Here is a 22,194-nt window from a genome sequence, read left to right on the forward strand (position 1 = left end):
CAGACCAAAGAACCTTCAACAGCCTACGCAGGCGTTGAAGGTTCTTTGGTGATTTTGTCTAATTCAAATGCAGGGGGATGGAATCGCTAATTCTTGCGAAGCGATTTGCTGTCGATCAAGATCGTCAAGCTGACTAAAGTGACAAAGATGGTAGCGCCCATGTCGGATAGAATAGCGATCCACAGCGTCAGCCAGCCCGGAATGGTCAAGAGCAACGCGATCACCTTCAAGCCCAGCGCAACGATGATGTTGAATTTGATAATCCGATTCACGCGCTTGGCGACCGATACCGCTTCCGGCAGCTTGCCCAAGTGATCCTGCATCAAGACGATATCCGCTGTTTCAATCGCACTGTCCGTGCCTTTGCCCATCGCAATGCCAAGCTGTGCGGATGCAAGCGCAGGGGCGTCATTAATGCCGTCGCCGATCATGGCGACGGTGCCTTGTGTCGACAGCTCCTTCACCCGATTGACCTTGTCCTCCGGAAGCAGCCCTCCGTAATAGTCGGATACGCCGACTGCTGCGGCAACCTTCTCCGCTGTCTTCGGGTGGTCGCCTGTCAGCATAACTGTATGTTTTATGCCAAGCTGATGCAGCGATGCAATAACAGCGCGGCTCTCCTCCCGAATCTCGTCAGCGATGCCGAACAAACCCAGTACATACTGATCGTCTGCGACAAGCACGAGCGTCAGACCGTCTTCTTTCATCTGGTTAATCCGAGCCTGAACGGAATCCGGTATGGACAGATGGCCAATGCTTTTTTCATTACCCAGCCAATAGGGCTGTCCGTCGATACGTGCTTGTATGCCGCTGCCGGATAAGGTCTTAATCTCGTCCGTAACCGGAAGGGTCACTCCTTTACGCTTGACTTCCTTCATGATCGCTTTCGCTAACGGGTGGGAAGAGGTGCTTTCGATAGCCCCGGCAATGGAGAAAAAGCGCTTCTCATCATAAACTTCGATTTGTGCAACATGCGGCTCCCCTTTGGTCAATGTTCCCGTCTTGTCGAAGGCTAGCGTATCGATCTTGCCAAGCTGTTCCAGAAAGACGCCGCCTTTCACGAGTATGCCGTTGCGAGCGGTTCGCGTAATGCCGGATACGATGGCGATCGGCGAGGAGAGGATCAAGGCACATGGGCAGCCGACAATGAGAACGGACAGACCCTGATAGAGCGAGCCCATCCATTCACCCTGGAAGAAGAGGGGCGGCACGACCATAACAATCGCAGCGATGAGCATAATCAGCGGCGTATAGTATTTCGCGAATTTATTGATGAACAGCTCGGTCGGTGTCTTCGTTTCTTGAGCTTCTTGTACAAGATGAAGTATTTTGGCGAGAGAGGAGTCCTTGTAAGCCTTCTCGATACGAACAATAAGCATCCCTTCATTGTTAATGCTGCCCCCGTAAACAGGTTCGCCTGATTCTTTCTCAACGGGCAAGGATTCACCTGTAATGGCGGCTTCGTTCACCGAGCTTCTGCCGTCCGATACCACTCCGTCGGAAGGAATCTTCTCTCCGGGCTTGATTTTCACCAGATCGCCAACCTGCAACGAAGCGATCGGGACGATCAGCTCTTGCCCTTGCTCCAGCTTGATGGCCTCCTTGGGCGCGACCTGAAGCAAGGTTTCCATGGACCGTCTGGCTTTCTCCATGCCATAGCCTTCAAGCAATTCGTTCAGGCCGAACAGGATAGCGACTAATGTAGCTTCCTTCCACTCGCCGATCGCGATTGCGCCAATCAGGGCAATGGTCATTAAGGTATCGATATTAAAGACAAGCTTGAACAGATTCTTCAGTCCGCGAATGAAGGTCGTATAACCGCTGATGACGGTAGCAAGCAGGAAGAGCAGAATAAGAGCCTGTTGATCCAACACACCTTCCAGCAACAAGGCGGCAGCATAGATTACGCCAGAGCCGATTAGCAGCATGAGCATTCTCGAATTGCCCTCTGCATGGCTATGATCATGTCCGTGATGATCGCCATGCTCCCCCGAGTGATCGTGGTCATGCGCGTTTGCGATATAAGCGCCGTCCGACTTCAATATCCGCTTCACTTCAGCCATGGACACGTCGGAGGAGAGGGTCAGCTTCCCGGAATTATAGCTTAGCTTGGCGTCTTGGCCGTGCTGTAGTCCTTTAATTTCATCTTCAATCCGCTGGGCGCAGCCGGCGCATGAAAGTCCTTTAATTCGATATTCATTCATTAGGCAACCTTCTTTCAATAAACAATATATGAATACTTACTCATATATTATGATACTGCCGTGGAGAAGTCAAACCTAATTTACCCATTTTCCGCGGATACAATCAGTCGATCAGCATAAATAAGCAGGTATATCACTGTATGGGGAGGAGCCCCTCATGCGTGCATATCCCGAACCCGGTTGGACATACTGGAAGAAGATTACTGTTAATGAATGGGAGCTTCGCGTATGTCCAATCAAGATCCGCGCCAGGTACAGGAACCTTGCTATGACCGCCATGACCCGTCTGCACTTGTCGATTGGCTAAAGGATACACTGCATCATCCGCCGGATCTCACGATTCATTCGCTAGTCGTTAGTCCGGATATTTTTTGCTACTGCGTATTTCTGGATACGTTGACTGATAAGAACAAGATTGAACAGGAATTGCTGACTTTTTTGACCGAAAAAGCTTCTCTCGAAGATGCACCTTCCCCGGATGACAGACTGGATATCCTGAAGAACCGGATTCCGTTCAGCTCGATTACCTGCACCGCCGATCTCAAGCAATGTGTGGATAGCCTGCTCAAAGGATTCTGTCTAGTCGCCTTATCCGGCGCATCGGAAATCATGATGATCAAGGTGTCGCAAAGCAGCCACCGGGACATATCGGAGCCTCTTACGGAATCCACTGTACGCGGGCCCCAGCTTGGCTTTACCGAAGAGCTGTCCAGCAATCTGTCTTTGCTGCGCAAACGAATTAAAACCGTGCATCTGCATATTGAGAAAATCATTGTCGGAACGGAGACGGAAAATCAGGTTGCGCTGCTTTTCCTAGACAATCTGGCTTCTGATGAGGTGATAGAGGAATTCCGCAATCGGCTGCTTGCCATTGACGCAGATAGCGTGCTTGATAGTGCCTATGTGGAAGAATGGATACAGGACCGCACGTTCTCGCCTTTCTCTACACTTCTAAGCACCGAAAGACCGGATATTGTAACAGCCCATTTGTTGGAGGGCGGCGTGGCGGTGTTAGTGGACGGCAGTCCGATTGCCCTGGTGGGGCCGATTACTCTGTTTCAATTTTTTATTGCCCCTGAAGATTACTATCAGCGAGCCGATATCGCGACGCTGCTTCGGTGGGTGCGCATTCTATCGTTTTTGCTTTCGATTTTCGTCCCGGCCTTGTATGTCGCTGTCGTGTCTTATCACCAGGAGCTGCTGCCGACCTCTCTGTTGATCAGCATAGCCGGACAGCGGGAGGGCGTTCCTTTCCCGGCCTTCGTAGAAGCGACCATTATGATGGTCACCTTCGAGGTGTTACGGGAGGCCGGGCTTCGGATGCCGCGCATAGCCGGACAGGCCATTTCGATCGTCGGTGCGCTGGTGCTCGGACAAGCGGCTGTCACAGCCGGACTAGTGTCTACGGCAATGGTAATCGTCGTGGCGATCACGGCAATTTCAAATTTTGTCGCGCCATCATACAGCTTCGGCATTACACAGAGACTGCTTCAATTTTTCTATCTGACGTTGGCCGGTGCTATGGGATTGTTCGGCGTATTATGCGGTGTGTTATTCACCGTTGTTCATTTGGCTTCGATCAAATCCTTTCATGTCCCGTATCTGTCTCCCGTGGCGCCGGCGGTATTGTCGGATTGGAAAGATGTGCTCGTCCGTGTGCCTCGTCCGTGGATGAAAAGCTATCCGCAAACGAATCAGACGAAGAAAAGAAGGAGGGGGCCATGAGACCGGCGCTCCGGAAGCTGGCGCTGACCGGACTTGCGGCATGCTGTCTGACGGGATGCTGGGACCGGACAGAGATTAACGAGCTGGCAATTGTCGGTCTGGTCGGCTCAGAAGAGAATAAGGATACCGGCAGCACTATCGTGTACTATCAAATCGTCAATCCGGCAGCCTTCTCCCAAGAATCGGGGAGAGGCGGGACTTCCCCGGTCTACACCTATAAGGTAGAAGGCAAATCAAGAGGCGAGATGGGACATAAGTCTGCCGAAAGCTTGCCTCGCAAGCTGTTCACCGATCATTATCAAACTCATGTTATTACGGAGTCGCTTGCCCGCAAGGGGCTGCGGCCGTTCGTCAACTTCTATGAACGGCAATATAACCGGCGTTCCAGTCTGCTGCTGTTCATCACGGATTCCGAATTATCCGATGTCATGATGACCTATACGCCGCTGGAGCAGCTGCCGGGACGCACGCTTAGATCACTAGTGTATAACACGAATAAATCCACAGGGCGAATCAGCCTGAAGTCCAGGGTAAAGGATCTTGTGGAAAATATGGAGTCTACCACCTGTACCGTGCTCCCGATTATCAGCTTGCGGGATTCCAAGCCGTTCCTGACAACGAAGCGCTTCGAGACCATTGAAGCGAATCGCAGCAATTTGATATTAAGCGGAGCCGCCGTGTTCAAGCAGGATCGGATGATCGGGAAAATCGGGCTGCGGGAGAACGGGTATTACAATTTATTAAAAGGCGAGACCAGCAGCTTCTTTCAATCCATCACTTTGGACAATATGGACATCGATTTGTCCGCTAATAAAATCAAGGTGACGCAAAGCTTGTCGACGACGGGCGGCGCTCCCGTATGGAATGTGACGATCACCGCCAATCTGGCCATTCATAACAACGAGCAGACGGAGAAGCTGACATGGGAGAACCTGTCCCGACTAACGGATGAATTCAATCGCGAGGTCAGCGATACCGCCGGGCAGCTCTATCAGAAGGCGCTGAAGAAGGGATGGGATTTGTTCGGTCTGGAGGACAAAATCAAGAACAAGCGAGGGAAGGCGTGGAAGGCCATCCAGGGGAAAGCAGAGGCCTGGAAGGAGACCAAACTTAATCTGACCGTCAACAGCTCGGTGAACAATGTCGGGGAGATAATCAATCCGTACGAGGGGGGACTGGCAAGTGGAAAAGAATAGTATGACGGTATGGCAGTTTTTTGTCCTGACGCTATCCTTTCTTGCGGGGACCTCCTTCTTCTTCGTGCCAGGCGGCTTGATTGCCGTAGCCAAGCAGGATGCCTGGATGGTTCCGATATGGGCCGGCGCCGTAGGCATTATCGCGGCTTTGCTCTGGCTGAAGCTTGCCCGTCAGTATCCGGGCATGTCCATTATTCAGATTTGCACCAAGGTTGCAGGCAAGCCGATCGGCAGCCTGCTCGCAATTATGTATATCTCTTATTTCATTCAGCTGACCGTGTTCATAACCCGCAATGTGGGCGACTTCATGAAGCAGACCTTGATGCCGATTACGCCGCTCACGGTTTTTCATCTCATGTTTTTGATCATTACGGCTTATGCCGTCATGAAGGGAATTGATACGATTGCCAGATCGTCCGAATTGCTGTTCATCATTATGGCGCTTACCTTTATATTAATCTTCTGCATGGCGCTGATCGAGTGGGACTGGAATCGGTTCCAGGGCAGCTTTCGCCTGAATATATGGGAGACCGTGAAGGAGACACGTTATATCTTCGGCTTTCCATTTCTGGAGTCTGTGGTGTTTTTAATGCTGTTCCCATTCGTGCCATCCAAAGTGAAACGCAGTTTTATTCTGGCGATTGTAGCGGCAATAGCCATGCTCAGCATTACAACGTTTTTTACCATTGGAGTATTGGGCGTAACTCGCGCTTCCCATGATACCTACCCGCTGTTCGTGATTGCGCAGGAGGTGCATATTGGGACGTTCTTCGAGCATCTGGAATCGACGGTTGCGTTAATCTTGCTTGCCGCGATCTTCATCAAGCTCTCCATCGCCTATTATTGCTCGGTGCTGGGCTTATGCCAGCTGTTCCGCATTACAAGCCGGTTTTGGGTGACGCTTGCCTTGATCCTGCTTATTTCTGGACTTGCGCTCGGTTATGATAATGTGGTCGAGAATATCGAATTCAGCCAAAGATATGATTTTGAATATACCCTGCTGTACAGCGTGTTCATCCCGTGCCTGCTGCTGCTTGTGTCATGGATACGGAAGGGCAGGGGCAAGCGGCGGGAGGAGTCTGCCTCATGATTTGGTTTATCCTCATGTTTATCGTCCTATTGAGCGGCAGCCTGACGATGATGATCCGGCAGCGCGCCGCAAAGAGAGAGATCGTGCTAGTGACGAGCTTGATGCTGCTCGGCTTTGCGGATTGGATGAGCATCCTTCTGGGACATAAATTCAAGTCGAGCAAAGTCATTGCGCTTTTGATTGATTTGGTCGGGCTATAGGGTAGTTTGTCAGCTTTTCGGGCATATCCAAATTTTTTCAAAAATAATAGTACACAAATAGTAGAATTTGCATTATAATAGAATTATTCTAATCCTCAGCCGAAATCCAAACGGGAACCTACTTTAATCCGGTTAGATTCAGCTAGTTTCGACCCCATTCTTTTCCGCGACTATGCATCAGTCCCACTTCATTTGAACCGATCAACACTCCAGCATCTGACCTTACTCTCGACAAGCCCTTGTTATGACACTGACTATATTGCTCAACAAGCAGGCAGCTATTCTACCAACTCCGTTTTTTGCCGTACCCAGCTCCGCTATATTCACACCGGCACTAGAATGATAGCGTTTACAAGAGATGATCGTGATCATTGACACATCAACGTATCCTTCAACTCGAATAGCGCATTGTTCATCCCGTCACCGCTACATACAGCTACCCTCGCTTACCTTTAAGCGTACGTGCGATGAACCCGTCTCAACTCGATTGTGCAGAGGTTTCTATGCGTATATAGGCTCTTCATGAGTTTATATAAATCGGTTGCAAAAGGGGGTTGGTCTATTTCGTTATGTTTTCCCGCTAGGTTTGGCCGCGACATAGAGAGGAGGCAGCCCGCAATAAGCACTCCATGATGTGTAGGAGATAGGTGGACACCCATACCAACCTAAACCCAAGGAGGTAATGTGATGATGGTTCAAGTCCGTATGAATTCGACACTCATAAAGCGCGTTCTGATGGTAAGCGGTGGTCTCTTGCTGTTATTCGCCTGTATGCTTGCTTTTGCCAAGTCTGTATCTGCCCATGGTTATGTGGATGATCCGGCGAGCCGGGCCATTCAGTGCAAGAACGGTCTGAATACGAATTGCGGTCCGATTATCTATGAGCCGCAAAGCCTTGAAGGGCTAAAAGGCTTCCCGGCTGCAGGACCGGCGGACGGCAAAATTGCCAGCGCAGGGCTGGCTGGCTTCGCCGCCCTCGACCAGCAATCGGCAACACGCTGGAACAAAGTCAATATGACAAGCGGCACGAATACGTTCACTTGGAAGTTCACAGCCCGTCACGCAACGACGAGCTACCGTTACTTCATCACAAAGCCGGACTGGAATCCGAATGCGCCTCTGACTCGCGCGCAGTTGGATCTGACGCCGTTCTGTACGGTTAACGGCAATGGACAGCAGCCGCCGGCGACGCTGTCGCATACTTGTAACGTTCCTGCGAGAACTGGCTATCATATTATTCTTGCGGTATGGGATATTGCCGATACGCCAAACGCATGGTATATCGCCATTGACGCACAATTCGGCGCTTCGGACAACATCGCTCCAACAACGCCTTCCAACCTGACAGCGGGTACAGTGGGCATTACGACTGCTGCACTTTCGTGGGGAGCTTCCACGGATAACAACAGCGTAGCCGGCTACGAGATCTACTCCGGCTCTAACTCGTCACCGATTGCTACTGTTCCGGGCAATCAGACCAGCGTGAATCTGACCAATCTGCTCGCCGGCACAACGTATAATTTCACGGTGAAGGCCTTCGACGGATCAGGCAACCGCTCACCAGCGAGCAATAGCGTTACGGTGACGACGGTTGCGCAGCCGATCGACAATACACCGCCGACCAATCCGACAGGTCTGCATGTGATGGGTACGCCGGGCTCCAACTCGGTAACGCTCATGTGGAATGCATCCACGGATGCCAACGGTATTGCAGGCTACCGGATCTACTCCGGCAACACGGTGATCGCTACTGTAACGGGAACAGCTACGGAGAAGCTCGTTACGGGCTTGTCGCCGAACACGCAATATACGTTCACGGTCAGAGCGTACGATCCGTCGAACAATGAATCCGGCAACAGCAATGCCATTACCACAACGACGGCTCAAGGTCCAAGCGCTACGCCATGGGCGCCGAATACGTCTTATGCGGTGAATGCTCTCGTCTCTTATAACGGCAATGTCTACAAATGTATTCAGGGGCATACTTCGCTGACAGGGTGGGAGCCAAGCAATGTACCGGCTCTGTGGCAGCTGCAGCCTTAATTGTCTTCATGAATAAGAAGGGCCCCCGATTCTCCGTCAGGAGGAGCGGGGGCTCTTCGCTTATGTGAGATGCTTAATACAGGCATAATTACGGCAGGATATCAAATAATAACCATCTCGGACATACGGCGTTGGGATTGCTATACAAAGGAGCAGGTATATGGAACTGTTTTTGCTCGTATTCATCATGCTTGGTTTGATCGGATTATCGAATGTGCTGAATCGCTTCGTTCCCTTTATACCTATTCCGCTAATCCAGATTGCGCTTGGTATGGTAATCGCGATTTCTCCAGTTGTAGAGAATCTGGAGCTGAATCCGGAGCTGTTCTTTGTGTTGTTTATTGCGCCTCTACTGTTCAACGACGGCAGACGAACGCCGCGCAATGAGCTGTGGCAGCTGCGGGCGCCAATTCTGCTGATGGCGCTGGGACTCGTCCTTGCAACCGTACTTGTCGCAGGCCCGTTCATTCATTGGCTCATTCCGGAGATTCCGCTTGCTGCTGCGTTTGCGCTCGCCGCGATACTCTCGCCTACCGACGCGGTAGCGGTCGGTTCGTTGGCAGGTCGCATCCGGCTTCCTTCCTCCATAATGAGGCTGCTGGAGGGAGAGGCGCTTATGAATGACGCGTCGGGCCTGGTTGCTTTCAAGTTTGCGATAGCGGCTGCCGTTACGGGGGAATTCTCTGCCATGGGCGCGACGGTGAGCTTCTTCCTTATTGCGGTCGGAGGTCTGGCAGCGGGGGCTATTATGGCCTTCTTGATCATATGGCTGCGTGTCTACCTGCGGCGATTGGGTATGGAAGACGTAACTGTCCATATGCTGATCATGATCATGACGCCGTTCTTGATCTATTTGGTCTCAGAAGAGATAGGTGTATCCGGGATCCTGGCTGTCGTGGCGGCAGGTATCGTCCATGCCATTGAACGGGATCGCATCCAGGCGGCGTCGGCCGAGCTTAGAATTGTTTCGGAAAGCACCTGGACCGTAATTCTGTTCATTCTGAACGGCTTGGTGTTCGTCATCTTGGGTCTTGAGGTTCCTAGCGTGGTGTCCGTCATTATAGAGGATGAAGCGTACCGGAATGGCATCGTCATCGGGTATATCCTGCTCATTACGGCGGTCCTGCTTCTACTGAGATTCGTTTGGGTGTACTTGTTCGCATCTGATCGGCAATTGCGGGCTGCGCTGCTGACATCGTTATCGGGGGTACGAGGCGCAGTAACGCTTGCAGGGGCATTCTCTATTCCGTTGATTATCTCAGGCGGTATGCCCTTTCCGCAGCGCGATTTGATTATTTGCCTGTCCGCGGGCGTCATTCTGCTGACGCTCGTTCTGGCCAGCGCCTTGCTCCCTGTCTTATCTCGCGAGCCTGTGGCAGAGGTCGCGGCGGAAGATGGCTTCTCGGAGAACCAGGCACAGATCAAAGTGCTGAAGGCGGGACTGAAGACCGTGCGCGATCAAATGAACGATGACAATAGAGCGGCTGCGTTGTCCATTATGTCTCAGTACCAGCAAGAGCTGCATTGGCTCAAGAGCAAGGAACAGGGAAGGATCGAAGATATTCAGAAGAAAACCGTTGAGATCAGGCTGATGGCCCTGCGAGCGGAAGCGAAAACCGTGCGCCGGGAGCTGGAACAAGGGGAGATTAATGAGGAAGTTGCCGCTGCTTGTAAATATGCGCTCAAGCAGACGGAGGTTGCGCTCACGAACCGGCTCAAGTTCATGTTTTCAGCAGTGCTGCTGACCGTTCGCCATTTGATCAAGAAAAGCCTGTATCCCGGGTACAAGCACAAATGGACCAGGGAAGAGCTCGAGCAATACAAGGAGCTCAAGCTTCAATCCATACATGAGGCAGTAGAGAAAGTTAAAGCCTGCACCAATGACCACAATCGCACAGCGGCGATGTCCGTCATTGCCCATTACCGGCAGATTGAAGAGATGCTCAGATCCGATCAAGTGAGGCCCTCTATGAATGAAGCGCTGCAGGAGCAGAAAAAGGAGCTGCAGGCGAAGGCTATTCAGAGCGAGCGCAACGTTATTCAATCGCTATATGAGCAAGGCGAGATCGACCGCTCCATGACCGGGAAATTGCGTATGTTCATCAACTACAGGGAAGCCAGCTTATTCGAAAATGAGAGCATGGAGTCGTAGTCCGGGTAGTTTGTTTGGGATAGCCTCTAATTTCTATTCAACCGGCAATGGTTTTACAGAACCTCTGTTTATATTGTATATTCTATAGAAGGGAAGGAAGAATCCCCCATATTAAACTGCAGATTTCCTCGTTACTTCATACAAAGAGACAGGCATGCGGCTGAGCGAGTGACCGCGCGCCTGTCCGACTTAAACTTCATTTCTATATGCGGAGAAACATATACGCAGACCACACTAACCTAGATATTTCTTCAAACTTCATGAAGGATTTCCTCATCATACATTAGCAGGTAAGATTATTGCCCGTGGAGACGCCAAGTATGTTGGCGAAATTCGTAAAATAGCTGACCCGGTTGTTGACGGCATCCGGTCTGGCGCCATTACATTCCTGCGATCCGTTGATCGTGCGGATCGTCTCGCCGAAGCCTGCACCATTGACGATCGCGCTATGTGAAGTCATCGAGCCGGCGCCTGTTTGCGTTACCCAGAACCAAAGTGCGGTTTTCCATGCTACAGACGCATCTTGAGCTACCAGATCCGGGTTGCTCAGCAGCGGCAAGCCGAGTGCCGCGCCCGCAGCGCCATAGTTATAGTTCCAGCTCAGCTGGATCGGGCCGCGTCCATAGTATTGCTTGCCTGGAGCACAAGGATATTGCGCATTCGAGGCGCAGTATAATGGATAGTTGTTTGTGTCAATCTCGACGATGTACTGGAGATGGCCTGTTTCTTGAGCGACATTGCCCAGGAAGGCGGCTGCTTCCCGTTTCTTGATCGTGTCGCTGCCGGTATTGGTGAATGCAGGGAAAGATGATAAGGCGGCTACTAGGCCGGAGTACGTATAGAAGGAGTTGCGGTTAGGGAACATTTGGTTGAATTGGGCTTGGGAGACGACAAATCCAGTTGGATTGGTTGTGCCGTTAGGCGTACAGTTCTTGCTGGCGCTTTGCGGAGAAGTAATGATTGGTGAAGAGTTGGCGTTCTGAGCTGCGACGGTGTAGGAGTAAGTCGTACCGTTCGATAATCCGGAGTCAATTGTGGATAGACCGTTCGTCCATCTGTACCAGCTGCCGTTCCGGTACACATCGTATCCGGTCGCGCCAGATACTGAATTCCAGCTTAAGCTGCAAGTGGCGCTAGATGCGCTGACGTTCAGGGCTGGTGCGGATAAGGAGCCTCCACCGCCGCCTGAGCTTGGCGTACACGTCCTGCTGGCGCTTTGCGGTGAAGTGTCGATCGGAGATACGTTCGCGTTCTGCGCGGCGACGGTATAGGTGTAGGCGGTTCCGTTCGATAACCCGGTATCGGCGGTCGATAGCGTGCTCACCCATCTGTACCAATTGCCGTTCCGATAAATATCATAACCCGTTGCGCCGGATATGGCGTTCCAGCTAAGATTACAAGTTCCGCTTGAAGCGCTGACATTCAATGTGGGGGTAGCCAAAGCACCAAAAGCTGTAAGCGAATATAAGGGAATAGTTCCGATTACGATAACGATCATTAACAAATATTTGGCCATACTGCTTTTCATTACAAATCCCTCCCAAAAAGTTATGATGATGTCGGACGATCCAATCTAAGCTGAGTGAATCATACCTCGCTCATAACGGTTCGTTCTGCCTCACTCCTTTCGCAGGAAGAATCTATTAAGTTAAAGCGCTTGCACTTCAATGATAGTCTATTATTTTTATGTTATCAATTGTAAATTATTGATTATATTCACTTAACTATATTAAATATTACAGTTAATCCTATCAATGTTCGTGAAATGCTGTGGTTATTTCATAATAGGGGGAAGATCATGATTGAATTAGTAGAGGTGAAGGTTGAACAAGCTGAAGAGCTCCATGCCATGCAGAAACGTACCTTTTTGCCTTTGTTGCACAAATATATGGATGACGATACCAATCCGGCCAATGAGCCGCTGGATCGTCTAATCGATAAAATTCGGAATGGACGTTTTTACACCATTATTGTTAACTGTGTAGTTGTGGGCGCCATTCGTATCGTGCAGCGTCAGAACAGCGCATGGATCAGTCCGATCTTTGTACTGCCGGAATTTCAGGGCCGAGGCATCGCGCAGAGAGCGATTCGATTGGCGGAGGGATTGTTCCCGGAGCATAAAGTATGGGAGCTGCAGACGATCCTTCAGGAGCAAGGAAATTGCCGATTGTATGAGAAGATGGGCTATAAGCGCACGGAATATAAGCATTCCATTAACAGCCGTATGACCTTGGTCGGTTATATGAAAAAGTTAGGCTGATCATTAAAGCAGATGCCAGAATGTCCGGTGTATTGTAAGATAAGGAGAGGCTTACATACTGATTTTCAATGGGGGAACAGAGATGGACGCTCAATCGTATTTGCGGAGAATCGGCTATACAGGAATCATTGACGGCAGTGCGGAGGTACTGGCGGAGCTACAGGAGCGTCACTTGCAATCGGTGCCGTACGAGAATTTGGACATATTGCAGGGCAAGCCGCTTTCCTTGGTGCCGAAGGATATTTATCGTAAAATCGTGGAGCGGAGACGCGGCGGCTATTGCTTCGAGCTGAATGCGCTGTTCGGATGGCTGCTGCGCGAGCTTCACTATGACGTGACCGATTGCTTCGCCCGATTCTGGAGGGACGAGACGGATCTGCCGCCTAAGCGCAGGCATCATGTACTGCTGGTGAAGATAGGGGATTCCCGTTATCTATGCGACGTGGGGGTAGGCGGAGTCGTGCCGAGGCGCCCGCTCTTGCTGCAGGAAGGGCTGGAGCAGCTGCAAGGCGGAGAATGCTACCGCCTGGATCGGGATGATGATTTCGGCTGGCTGTTAATGGAGCGGAAGGATGGCGAATGGTCGCGTTTGTTCTCCTTTACAGAGGAGCGGCAGCTTGCAAAGGATTTTCTGATGGCGTCGTACTGGTGCGAGCATGCGCCGGATTCGATCTTTAGATCCGTCAAAATGCTTGCGATTCATACCAAGGATGGCCGCAATTCGATTGCGGACGATGAATTCCGTCTGTTCAGAAAGGACGGCGTGCATACATTTACACCTGCCAATGAATCGGAGTATGCCGAAGCGCTTAGCACTTATTTTGGTATTGTACTGCATGATGAATCGTCGAAATAATGGGTTAGCATAGCTTCAACACAGTTTGAGCATGAACGTACTCTAAACCGCATCTTTATGCGGTTTTTTTGCTTGCCCTAAAACGTAAAAGGGTACAATAATAATTAAATTAGCATCATTAAATACTTACAATTACTTAAATATATATCCAAAATACTTATATCTTATGGTAAGATGTATGTAAAATGAGGTGGTCAGTTGTATCAAGAAGAGCGGTTGCTTAAGATCCTTGGTTACTTGAAAGAACACCATTCCATAAGCGTGGTGGATATCTGTTCTCTTCTGGGCATCTCCAGAGACACCGCGCGAAGGGATATTGTGAAGCTGGTGCAAGAGGGGGTTGTCATCCGAACGCATGGCGGAGTCGCCATGCCTCAATTGAAAAGAGAAATAGCGACTTATCAGGATCGATTAATCGAAGAATCCGATCGGAAACGGGTAATCGGAAAGGCAGCAGCAGAGCTGATTCATGACAGGGAGACCATCCTATTGGATGTGTCTACGACCGTGCAGTGCCTCGCTGAGCATATGAGGGCTGCTGAGCTGATGGCGATTACGCATTCGATTGATATTGTAGGCATTCTCTCCGGAAGAGAGGATTTGCAAGTCTATGTGCTTGGCGGTTACTTGCATGCGCGTGATCGGCGGTTGTATGGGCCGTCCGTGATCGACAAGCTGAAGGAAGTTAGAGCCGACAAGGCGTTCATAGGGGCCTCTGCTATCCATAGCGATGGCCTGTACTACCCGCATGAAGATGATGTCTCGGTAAAAAAGGAAATGGCGCTCCGATCGGACCAGGTTATTGTGTTGGCGGACTTCACCAAATTTAATCGCAAATCGGTGTATCGGCTGGATTTTGACAGGGTAGATATTTTGGTTACGGACCAAGCCATCCCCGCCGAAATCCATGAGGTGCTGGACCAGAAAAACATTACGGTCATTGAGTGTGACCGGAGCTTAAATGAAGAGGAGAATCAGCATGGCGTGTAAAGTAATCCACAATGTATGTATTCCGCATTCTGGCAATGAGGTTCTACCCGCAGCCGTCTGGATCAGAGCTGGTAAAATCGAGAAAATCGATATCGGTTTATCGGCACTTCCCAATGGCGAGTATGAACGGATTGACGGCCTTGGTTGCCTGCTGATCCCCGGAATGATCGATGTCCATATCCACGGCGCGAGCGGCTTCGATATGATGGATGGCAGCGAGGAGAGTATCCAGCAGGTGTCGCGCGCATGTGCTGCTACAGGATGCACGGCTTTTTTGGCTACCTCAGTGAGCTCGTCGATGGATGATTTGCTGGCTATGATACGCAGCGTCAAACGGGTAATCGGCAAAGAGTCCGGTGCGAGAATCGCCGGGCTGCATCTGGAAGGTCCTTACTTGAATCCCAAGCGTAAGGGGATGCAGAACGAGAAGTTTTTGCGGCATCCCGATCTGGAGGAGATGGAGCTAATATTCCGCGAGGCAGAGGGACTGATCAGGATGGTGACGATCGCGCCAGAATTGCCCGGCGGGATGGAGCTGATTGCCTACCTGAAGGAAAAAGATGTCGTCATCGCCCTTGCCCATTCGGATGCAACTTATGAGGAAGCGAAGCTGGCGTTTGAAGCGGGAGCCAGCCATGTCACCCATTGCTTTAATGGGATGCGTCCCATTCATCATCGTGATCCCGGGCTCGTCGTAGCCGCTTTTGAGGAAGAGCATGTCAGTTTGCAGGCCATTGTGGACGGCATTCATCTGCATCCTGCCATTGTGCGGATGATGCATCGTATGAAAGGAGCTGACGGAATGGTGCTCATTACGGATGCACTTCAAGCGATGGGACTAGGCGATGGGGAGTATGTCTTCGGCGGTCATCAGGTTCAAGTCGTCGAAGGCGTAGCTAGATTAAAGGACGGGACGCTGGCTTCCAGCACCGTCACGATGAATGAAGCGCTCAGGCTTGCGATTGAAGCCGGCATTTCGTTAAGCGATGCCGTACAGATGGCTTCGGCAACGCCGGCTAGAATATTGGGACTGGATGAGATCGGCAACATCTCTACCGGCTATGATGCCGATCTGGTGCTGCTGAACGATCGGTTCGAGGTGGAGTGGACCCTAATCAATGGCGAGCTGATTCCGGAACGGTAATTCATAACAATCGTCGAGGCTGTCCCAAAAGTCTTACAAGACTAAGGGACAGCTCTCTCTTTTTATGAAAAGAACATATTATGCAAACATATAAACTTCGCAACTTATTCTTTCGATCGCGGCCCCATGATCTTCGAATCTTTGGGCAGGAACAGGGCGAACAGGCCGAGCAGCGGCAGGAAGGAGCATACCTTGACCATCAGCTCTACGCTGTGCGTATCCATCAGCCAGCCCATGACAACAGAACCAAGTCCCGCTAGACCAAAGGATAGACCGAAGAACAATCCGGCAATCGTACCGACATGTCCTGGCAGCAATTCTTGCGCATAGACGATAATGACCGAAAACCCGGACATCAGGATCAAGCCAATTGCGATACATAGCAAGATGGAACCAGTAGGTCCTGCATAAGGAAGAAGCAGGGAGAACGGCGCCGTGCCGAATATAGAGAACCAAATAATGCGCTGTCTGCCGAATCGGTCTGCAAGCGGCCCGCCCAGGAAGGTGCCGATCATACCGGCGAACTGAAGGGCGAACAAGGCCAATTGGGCCCGCTCAAGCGGCAGATGAAAGGTCTCCATAAAGTAGAAGGAGTAATAGCCCGTCATGCTTGCCAGATAGACGAACTTAGAGAACAGCATCATGATCAGGATGCCCAGTACAAAAGCAATAAATGGCTTGCTGAATCGCTTGGCGGCAGCGGCTGATGTGCTCGCTTTGCGCTTGGCGACAGCGGCAGCGGAGGTTTGCTCGCGGTACCATCTGCTAATCCGGTATTGAATCAGAATACCGATGGCGGCAAGCAGCGTGAACCAAAGAAAGCCGTATTGTCCCCGAGGGCTAATAACGAAGGCGACCATGAGCGGTGCGAGAGCTTGACCGGCATTGCCTCCTACCTGGAACACCGATTGGGCGAAGCCTTTGCTTTTGCCAGCCGCCAGATGAGCGACGCGAGACGACTCCGGGTGAAGCACGGAGGAGCCTATTCCGATGAGTGCAGCAGCAAGCAGCAGGATCGTATAGCTTGGAGCGACAGCGAGCCCAATCATGCCCAGCAGCGAGAATACCATGCCGAGCGGCAGCAGCATGGGGATTGGTCTCCGGTCCGTATAGATCCCGATGAGCGGCTGAAGCACGGAGGCTGTAATGTTCAGTGTGAATGCCACCCAGCCGATCTGAACGAAGCTAAGCTGGAGCTGCTCCTGGAAGATAGGGAAGACGGCGGGCACGACGGTCTGCATGGCGTCATTCAGCAGATGCGCCATGCTGACGCCGAGCAGCACGGTCATGGCCGTTTGGTTGGCCCGGAGGGCCGTTGCGGTGTGCGACATGTTCTCAACATCCTATTCTAGTAGATTTAGACTACATCATAGCGGATAGGTACTGCCGCGCGCGTCGCAAAAAATGCTTTCTATTCCCGCAATAATTGCTATAATTACTCCAGGGTGAGTGCCATGCAGACACAAATGCAGATTATATTGCCAAATATCGAGCTGCACAAAATAGAGAATGAATTCGTGAATATCCCTCATGCCCATCATCATGAATATCAAATTACCGTACCGATCAAAGGAAGCTGCGAGTTTCATTACGAGAGCCGGTATATGGAGCTGCGAGCAGGCGAAGGACTCGTCGTGAACCCTGCGGATCGACATTGCTTCCAGATGGGCAATGATTCGGGCATTATTATCGTTATCGCGAAGGATGAGCTGGTCGGGCAAGCCTACCGGGAGGAGCGGCCGATTCAGAGGCCGTTCGCGCCCGCTGCCATGCTGTCTTACTTCCAGCGTTGTGCGTCGCGGTTCATCGCGATGGACCATATGGATTCATTGGCTGTGGAGGAGTCGCAGTCTCTGGCGCTTGCTGAGCTTGGGGCTATGCTTGCCGCTGGGCGGCAGTCGAAAGCTGAGCCAGCGAAGTTAGAGGAGCGGGCATCGGATTGGAGCATGATGCAAGTGCTCGAATATATTCGCTCTCACTATACAGAGCAGCTGGACATTGACCAGCTAGCGGCAGTCGCGCTTCAGAGCCGCTATCATTTCATCCGGTCGTTCAAACTGGCAATGGGTGTGACGCCTTATCAATATGTGCTTCGTCTACGGGTGGAGGAAGCGAAGCGGCAGCTGCGAAAGAGTGAGCATACGGTGACAGACATCAGCTTTAATGTAGGATTTTCCAGTCCCAGCCAATTTTATCGGGTGTTTATGAAGTTTTCAGGTATGACTCCAGAGAGTTTTCGGGGGATGTAAGGTTTGTAAATCGGATGTTGGGGCGTCTGAGCGAGCATACGGGAGCAACTTTTCGAGCATCACTTCTCTGGGCGGCATTTTCAGGAAATGGCGAGAATTTTCAATTTTATTGTCGTCATATGCGGTTTTTCATGTTTTTTCATCTCCGATATAATAGATAGGAAATGTAGAGGATGGTGATTGGACATGACTTACAAAGAAGAGTTGGGCCGGAAGAGTGAACTGTTGAAGCGCAATATCTATCGTATGATTTTGAAGGACAACCAGAAAGGGCTCAGCGTGAATGAAAGCAATGTCTATCAATCCATGCTGAAGGAATTGCATCACAATGAGAGCGCACTGCAGACAGCGAGAAACAAAGACGCGTAGATCCGCAGAACAGAGAGAGCAAGCTACGCAGCAGGATGCTGCCAGCCCCGGCGATTAGCCGCGGGCTTTTTATTTTTGCCGCAAGGCAGGGATAGAAGTAGGATGGATGCGATTCTTCCCTCATGCTGAGGACATATGTCCTTTCCTGCAATTGTCTCCTTATCGTTAAATAAGAGGTAGGATATAAGAAGGGGGAGAGAGCGGGAAATGAAAGGCGTAATCTATGCGGTGCTGGGGGGAGCCTTCTTGACCCTGCAAGGAACAGCTAACGCGGCGATTGGCGACCGAATTGGCACATGGCAGGCAGCGACTCTTACGCAAGGAACGGGATTTATAGCTGCCTTGTTGATTGTATTGCTGCTCGGCGACCAGTCGTGGCGCAACCTGAAGGAGGTCAAGCCGGTCTATCGCTTCGGCGGAGCGTTTGCTGCGTTTATCTTGTTCAGCAACATAACAGCCTATCACCAGAATGGCGCGGCATTGACTGTCGCATCACTGTTAATCGCGCAGATGATCGCAACCCTGATGATGGAGAAAGCCGGCTGGTTCGGTGCATCGGCTGTCGTTACATTGCGGGGAACGCAATGGGCCGGCTTAGGATTGATGGTAATTGGCATCCTATGTCTAACCTTCTAAGCCAGGCGCTGTATATGGAGATAAGGAATGATGAACGATGAAAGCATGCCATATCGAAGAGAGAATCGAAGCCTATATCCGGCAGTTTCAGCTTGCTGATGTATTGCCAGGATTACTGCAAAAACATCTGAAGCTGTTCCGATTCAGGCCGGAGGAGGAGCTGTGCAAGCAAGGGGAAGAGCCGCAGTACATTCATTTCCTTGTACAAGGTAAGGTCAAGGTCTATACAACCTCGTTCGAAGGGAACACCTTACTGGTCGCTTTCATGAAGCCTCTAGGTATTCTAGGCGAGATCGAGGGTGTACGGGGCTGGGACAATCTCAATACCGTGACGGCAGTTACGGAAGTGGAGACGATCGCCTTCCATAAGCGTTTGCTTAGTGAATTAGACGAGGAAGCCCGATTTTTGCGGTTTCTGCTTGATAAGGTTACGGAAAAATTTTATTCGAAATCTTTGTCGCTTAGCTTCAATCTGCTTCATCCGGTAGAAGTCAGGCTCGCCAGTTATTTGTTATCCGTCACTTCAGCGAGCGGCGGGGATGCGAATGAAGGGGTGGCGATATCCACGATGAAGGATACGGCAAGCCTGCTTGGAACGAGCTATCGGCATATGAATCGGGTGTTGCTTGGCTTCATAATCGATGGATTGGTGAAGCGGGACAGGGGATTGCTTATCGTAAGGGACCGTCAGGGCTTGAGCCGGGTAGCGGGACGAAATATTTATGAAACTGAGGACAGGAGAGAAAAGCCATGATTTGGGGAATTGTAATGGCGATGGCGGCAGGCTGCCTGATCAGCGTGCAGACGATGTTCAATAACAAAGTCAGCCTAGCTGTAAGCTCGCAGACGACATCGGCGCTTGTGCTGGGCATGGGATTGCTTGCATCATTCGGAATGGGCGTGCTGATGGAAGGGCGCAGCTTCTTCGATATGGGCTCCATGCCCATATGGTATTGGTTCAGCGGCTTGCTTGGAATCGGCGTTGTTACTTGCGTGGTGAACGGGGTCAAGCAGCTCGGCGCCAGCTACGCGATTGCGATTGTGATGGCATCTCAGCTGCTTTGCGCGTTATGGTGGGATTCACTGGGCTGGTTTGGCCTGCAGGAGGTTCCATTGACCCCGCAGAAAGCGATCGGCGCTGTGTTGCTCATTGCCGGATTGGTGATGTATAAGGTAAAGGGGCAGCGAAGAGAACCCGTCAAAAAGGCGGAGCAAGTGAAGCCTCATGCGGCTAACGGTTGAATAACGGATGAGGCTATGGTAATATGGCTGTAAATTAAGGATTGGAGTGAAGAGGATCGATGTAGGATTTCTTGCGCACGATACGAGACAATAAAACAAGATGAACCGAACGGACAACGTCGCTTGTTTTATTTTTTGTATGCAAGAAAGACTGCATCTTCTTCACTCAAACGGGATACCTCTATTCATTTCCGGCATTTGCTGGCTGGATAGGGCTGTATAATTGGATTTGAGCTGCGAGAGGGCGTCTTTCTTGCAGCTCTTATTTTTTTGTACAGGGAGGATATCCTATATGTCATTAATTCAAGTATCGAATCTTACGTTTGCCTACGATGGCAGCTACGACAATATATTCGAAGGGGTCAGCTTTCAGCTCGACACCGATTGGAAGCTGGGATTCACGGGCCGGAACGGGCGCGGCAAGACGACGTTCCTGAATCTGCTGCTGGGGAAATACGAGTACAGCGGCACGATATCGGCCAAGGTAAGCTTTGACTACTTTCCGTTTCACGTGGAGAATCGGGACCATATGGCGATCGACATCGTCGATGAGATTTGCCCGGATTACGAGTATTGGAAGCTGGCGAAGGAGCTTACGCTGCTTGATGTCTCGGAAGAGGTGCTGTACCGGCCATTCTCCTCCTTGTCGAACGGGGAGCAGACGAAGGTGCTGCTTGCGGCTTTGTTTCTGAAGGAGAATAGCTTCCTGCTCATCGACGAGCCAACGAACCATTTGGACATGGGCGCAAGACAACTGGTCAGCGATTATTTGAAGTCCAAGCGCGGATATATATTGATATCGCATGACCGGGCGTTTTTGGATAATTGCGTTGACCATATTTTGTCCATCAACCGGACCAATATTGACATTCAGAAGGGCAATTTCTCCGATTGGTGGGAGAACAAGCAGAGGCAAGACAGCTATGAGCTGGCAGAGAACGATAAGCTGAAGAAGGACATCAAGCGGTTGTCCGAAGCGTCCAAGCGAACGAGCAGCTGGTCGGATGAAGTGGAGAAGTCGAAAAACGGCACCCTAAATTCTGGCTCCAAGGTGGACAAAGGCTACGTCGGGCATAAAGCGGCCAAAATGATGAAGCGTTCCAAGTCAATGGAGCAGCGCCAGCAATCCGCGATTGACGATAAATCCAAGCTTCTGAAAAACATCGAAAGCTCTGAAAGCCTGAAGATCGCACAGCTTAACTATCACAGGGACCAACTGGCCGAATTCGATCATGTGTCGATTCAGTATGGAGACCGGACAGTCTGTAAGGACATCAGCTTTGCCATTGGGAAAGGCGAGCGAATCGCGTTATCCGGCAAAAACGGCTCCGGCAAGTCCAGCCTGCTCAAGCTGCTGCTTGGCCAACCGATCAGCCATTCCGGCACATTCCGAGTGGGGAGCGGACTGAAGATTTCGTACGTCTCGCAGGACACGTCGCATCTTGAAGGCAATCTGACCGACTACGCCAGGGAGCATGGCATCGATGAGAGCTTGTTCAAGGCGATTCTCAGAAAGCTGGACTTCTCCAGATTGCAGTTCGAGAAGGATATCTCCGCATACAGCGGCGGTCAGAAGAAAAAGGTGCTCATCGCCAAGAGCTTGTGCGAAGAAGCCCATCTGCATATATGGGATGAGCCGCTGAACTTTATTGATGTCATCTCCCGCATGCAGATCGAGGAGCTGCTCCTGGAATACGAGCCGACCATTCTGTTTGTTGAGCATGATAGAGAATTTGTAAGCCGTATTGCGACCAAGACGATCGAGCTTTAAATTGAAACGGAGCAACAGTCTGACGTATTCGAGAATTGCTAATTGGGAAAGAAGCACAATGCCCGGT

19 protein-coding genes are annotated in these 22,194 nt (G+C 51.0%); 16 read left to right on the forward strand and 3 right to left on the reverse strand.

All coding sequences use genetic code 11. The features are described 5' to 3' along the window. Nucleotides 1-86 precede the first annotated feature (86 nt). Nucleotides 87-2,204 carry a heavy metal translocating P-type ATPase gene (locus tag D3P07_RS17435; RefSeq protein ID WP_119801523.1) on the reverse strand — a complete coding sequence of 706 codons (2,118 nt, stop codon included), beginning with the start codon at nt 2,202-2,204 and terminating at the stop codon, nt 87-89. 228 nt (nt 2,205-2,432) lie between these two features. Here D3P07_RS17435 and D3P07_RS17440 point away from each other — a divergent pair, with 228 nt between their 5' ends. The 6 genes from D3P07_RS17440 (at nt 2,433) to D3P07_RS17465 (ending at nt 10,610) form a co-directional block, all read left to right on the forward strand. Further along, the gene (locus tag D3P07_RS17440; RefSeq protein WP_119801524.1) at nt 2,433-3,929 is read left to right on the forward strand and encodes a spore germination protein; all 1,497 of its coding nucleotides are present in this window, start codon (nt 2,433-2,435) and stop codon (nt 3,927-3,929) included. Beyond that, nucleotides 3,926-5,125 (forward strand): Ger(x)C family spore germination protein, encoded by a 1,200-nt coding sequence (locus tag D3P07_RS17445; RefSeq protein WP_119801525.1) that lies wholly within the window; start codon nt 3,926-3,928, stop codon nt 5,123-5,125. Before D3P07_RS17440 ends, D3P07_RS17445 begins: the two co-directional genes overlap by 4 nt. Continuing rightward, complete coding sequence (locus D3P07_RS17450) at nt 5,112-6,215, forward strand: GerAB/ArcD/ProY family transporter (RefSeq protein WP_182914373.1); 1,104 nt, start codon at nt 5,112-5,114, stop codon at nt 6,213-6,215. Before D3P07_RS17445 ends, D3P07_RS17450 begins: the two co-directional genes overlap by 14 nt. Then, a complete protein-coding gene (locus tag D3P07_RS17455; RefSeq protein WP_119801526.1) occupies nt 6,212-6,415 on the forward strand; it encodes a hypothetical protein in 204 nt (67 codons plus the stop codon). The genes D3P07_RS17450 and D3P07_RS17455 overlap by 4 nt, the downstream gene beginning before the upstream one ends. A gap of 690 nt (nt 6,416-7,105) precedes the next feature. Then, on the forward strand, nt 7,106-8,458 hold the full coding sequence (locus tag D3P07_RS17460) for a lytic polysaccharide monooxygenase (protein ID WP_119801647.1): 1,353 nt from the start codon (nt 7,106-7,108) through the stop codon (nt 8,456-8,458). Between the two features lie 160 nt (nt 8,459-8,618). Next, the gene (locus D3P07_RS17465; protein WP_119801527.1) at nt 8,619-10,610 is read left to right on the forward strand and encodes a Na+/H+ antiporter; all 1,992 of its coding nucleotides are present in this window, start codon (nt 8,619-8,621) and stop codon (nt 10,608-10,610) included. A gap of 283 nt (nt 10,611-10,893) precedes the next feature. On the opposite strand, the gene D3P07_RS17470 is transcribed toward D3P07_RS17465, so the two are convergent. Next, nucleotides 10,894-12,138: a chitinase gene (locus D3P07_RS17470; protein WP_119801528.1), complete on the reverse strand. Its 1,245-nt coding sequence runs from the start codon at nt 12,136-12,138 to the stop codon at nt 10,894-10,896. Nucleotides 12,139-12,408: 270 nt separating this feature from the next. Between D3P07_RS17470 and D3P07_RS17475 the strand changes: the two genes are divergently transcribed. The 4 genes from D3P07_RS17475 (at nt 12,409) to nagA (ending at nt 15,860) form a co-directional block, all read left to right on the forward strand. Then, on the forward strand, nt 12,409-12,870 hold the full coding sequence (locus D3P07_RS17475) for a GNAT family N-acetyltransferase (RefSeq protein ID WP_259391558.1): 462 nt from the start codon (nt 12,409-12,411) through the stop codon (nt 12,868-12,870). 82 nt (nt 12,871-12,952) lie between these two features. Continuing rightward, on the forward strand, nt 12,953-13,726 hold the full coding sequence (locus tag D3P07_RS17480) for an arylamine N-acetyltransferase family protein (RefSeq protein ID WP_119801529.1): 774 nt from the start codon (nt 12,953-12,955) through the stop codon (nt 13,724-13,726). 198 nt (nt 13,727-13,924) lie between these two features. Then, nucleotides 13,925-14,716, forward strand: coding sequence for a DeoR/GlpR family DNA-binding transcription regulator (locus tag D3P07_RS17485; protein WP_119801530.1), 792 nt, complete (start codon nt 13,925-13,927; stop codon nt 14,714-14,716). After that, nucleotides 14,706-15,860 carry an N-acetylglucosamine-6-phosphate deacetylase gene (gene nagA / locus D3P07_RS17490; RefSeq protein WP_119801531.1) on the forward strand — a complete coding sequence of 385 codons (1,155 nt, stop codon included), beginning with the start codon at nt 14,706-14,708 and terminating at the stop codon, nt 15,858-15,860. The genes D3P07_RS17485 and nagA overlap by 11 nt, the downstream gene beginning before the upstream one ends. 104 nt (nt 15,861-15,964) lie before the next feature. On the opposite strand, the gene D3P07_RS17495 is transcribed toward nagA, so the two are convergent. Further along, entirely contained in the window at nt 15,965-17,191 is a 1,227-nt protein-coding gene (locus tag D3P07_RS17495; RefSeq protein ID WP_119801532.1) for an MFS transporter, read from the reverse strand. 123 nt (nt 17,192-17,314) lie between these two features. Between D3P07_RS17495 and D3P07_RS17500 the strand changes: the two genes are divergently transcribed. The 6 genes from D3P07_RS17500 (at nt 17,315) to D3P07_RS17525 (ending at nt 22,127) form a co-directional block, all read left to right on the forward strand. Next, nucleotides 17,315-18,109, forward strand: coding sequence for an AraC family transcriptional regulator (locus D3P07_RS17500; RefSeq protein WP_119801533.1), 795 nt, complete (start codon nt 17,315-17,317; stop codon nt 18,107-18,109). A gap of 186 nt (nt 18,110-18,295) precedes the next feature. After that, nucleotides 18,296-18,478, forward strand: a complete 183-nt coding sequence (locus D3P07_RS17505) for a hypothetical protein (RefSeq protein WP_119801534.1) — start codon at nt 18,296-18,298, stop codon at nt 18,476-18,478. Nucleotides 18,479-18,685: 207 nt separating this feature from the next. Next, complete coding sequence (locus D3P07_RS17510; protein ID WP_119801535.1) at nt 18,686-19,114, forward strand: DMT family transporter; 429 nt, start codon at nt 18,686-18,688, stop codon at nt 19,112-19,114. A 37-nt stretch (nt 19,115-19,151) separates the two neighbouring features. Continuing rightward, a complete protein-coding gene (locus tag D3P07_RS17515; protein ID WP_119801536.1) occupies nt 19,152-19,868 on the forward strand; it encodes a Crp/Fnr family transcriptional regulator in 717 nt (238 codons plus the stop codon). Then, nucleotides 19,865-20,356 carry a DMT family transporter gene (locus D3P07_RS17520; RefSeq protein WP_119801537.1) on the forward strand — a complete coding sequence of 164 codons (492 nt, stop codon included), beginning with the start codon at nt 19,865-19,867 and terminating at the stop codon, nt 20,354-20,356. Before D3P07_RS17515 ends, D3P07_RS17520 begins: the two co-directional genes overlap by 4 nt. A gap of 292 nt (nt 20,357-20,648) precedes the next feature. Then, entirely contained in the window at nt 20,649-22,127 is a 1,479-nt protein-coding gene (locus tag D3P07_RS17525; protein ID WP_119801538.1) for an Lsa family ABC-F type ribosomal protection protein, read from the forward strand. The last annotated feature ends 67 nt before the right edge of the window (nt 22,128-22,194 follow it).

This window comes from Paenibacillus sp. 1011MAR3C5, from assembly GCF_003591485.1.
In the GTDB taxonomy this organism is placed as follows: Bacteria; Bacillota; Bacilli; order Paenibacillales; family Paenibacillaceae; genus Pristimantibacillus.

Excerpts from the sequence above, each read along its gene's own strand:
- D3P07_RS17435 (WP_119801523.1), bottom strand. The coding sequence starts at position 2,204 with ATGAATGAATATCGAATTAAAGGACTTTCATGCGCCGGCTGCGCCCAG.
- D3P07_RS17440 (WP_119801524.1), top strand. The coding sequence starts at position 2,433 with ATGTCCAATCAAGATCCGCGCCAGGTACAGGAACCTTGCTATGACCGC.
- D3P07_RS17445 (WP_119801525.1), top strand. The coding sequence starts at position 3,926 with ATGAGACCGGCGCTCCGGAAGCTGGCGCTGACCGGACTTGCGGCATGC.
- D3P07_RS17455 (WP_119801526.1), top strand. The coding sequence starts at position 6,212 with ATGATTTGGTTTATCCTCATGTTTATCGTCCTATTGAGCGGCAGCCTG.
- D3P07_RS17460 (WP_119801647.1), top strand. The coding sequence starts at position 7,106 with ATGGTTCAAGTCCGTATGAATTCGACACTCATAAAGCGCGTTCTGATG.
- D3P07_RS17465 (WP_119801527.1), top strand. The coding sequence starts at position 8,619 with ATGGAACTGTTTTTGCTCGTATTCATCATGCTTGGTTTGATCGGATTA.
- D3P07_RS17470 (WP_119801528.1), bottom strand. The coding sequence starts at position 12,138 with ATGAAAAGCAGTATGGCCAAATATTTGTTAATGATCGTTATCGTAATC.
- D3P07_RS17475 (WP_259391558.1), top strand. The coding sequence starts at position 12,409 with ATGATTGAATTAGTAGAGGTGAAGGTTGAACAAGCTGAAGAGCTCCAT.
- D3P07_RS17480 (WP_119801529.1), top strand. The coding sequence starts at position 12,953 with ATGGACGCTCAATCGTATTTGCGGAGAATCGGCTATACAGGAATCATT.
- nagA (WP_119801531.1), top strand. The coding sequence starts at position 14,706 with ATGGCGTGTAAAGTAATCCACAATGTATGTATTCCGCATTCTGGCAAT.
- D3P07_RS17495 (WP_119801532.1), bottom strand. The coding sequence starts at position 17,191 with ATGTCGCACACCGCAACGGCCCTCCGGGCCAACCAAACGGCCATGACC.
- D3P07_RS17500 (WP_119801533.1), top strand. The coding sequence starts at position 17,315 with ATGCAGACACAAATGCAGATTATATTGCCAAATATCGAGCTGCACAAA.
- D3P07_RS17505 (WP_119801534.1), top strand. The coding sequence starts at position 18,296 with ATGACTTACAAAGAAGAGTTGGGCCGGAAGAGTGAACTGTTGAAGCGC.
- D3P07_RS17510 (WP_119801535.1), top strand. The coding sequence starts at position 18,686 with ATGAAAGGCGTAATCTATGCGGTGCTGGGGGGAGCCTTCTTGACCCTG.
- D3P07_RS17515 (WP_119801536.1), top strand. The coding sequence starts at position 19,152 with ATGAAAGCATGCCATATCGAAGAGAGAATCGAAGCCTATATCCGGCAG.
- D3P07_RS17520 (WP_119801537.1), top strand. The coding sequence starts at position 19,865 with ATGATTTGGGGAATTGTAATGGCGATGGCGGCAGGCTGCCTGATCAGC.
- D3P07_RS17525 (WP_119801538.1), top strand. The coding sequence starts at position 20,649 with ATGTCATTAATTCAAGTATCGAATCTTACGTTTGCCTACGATGGCAGC.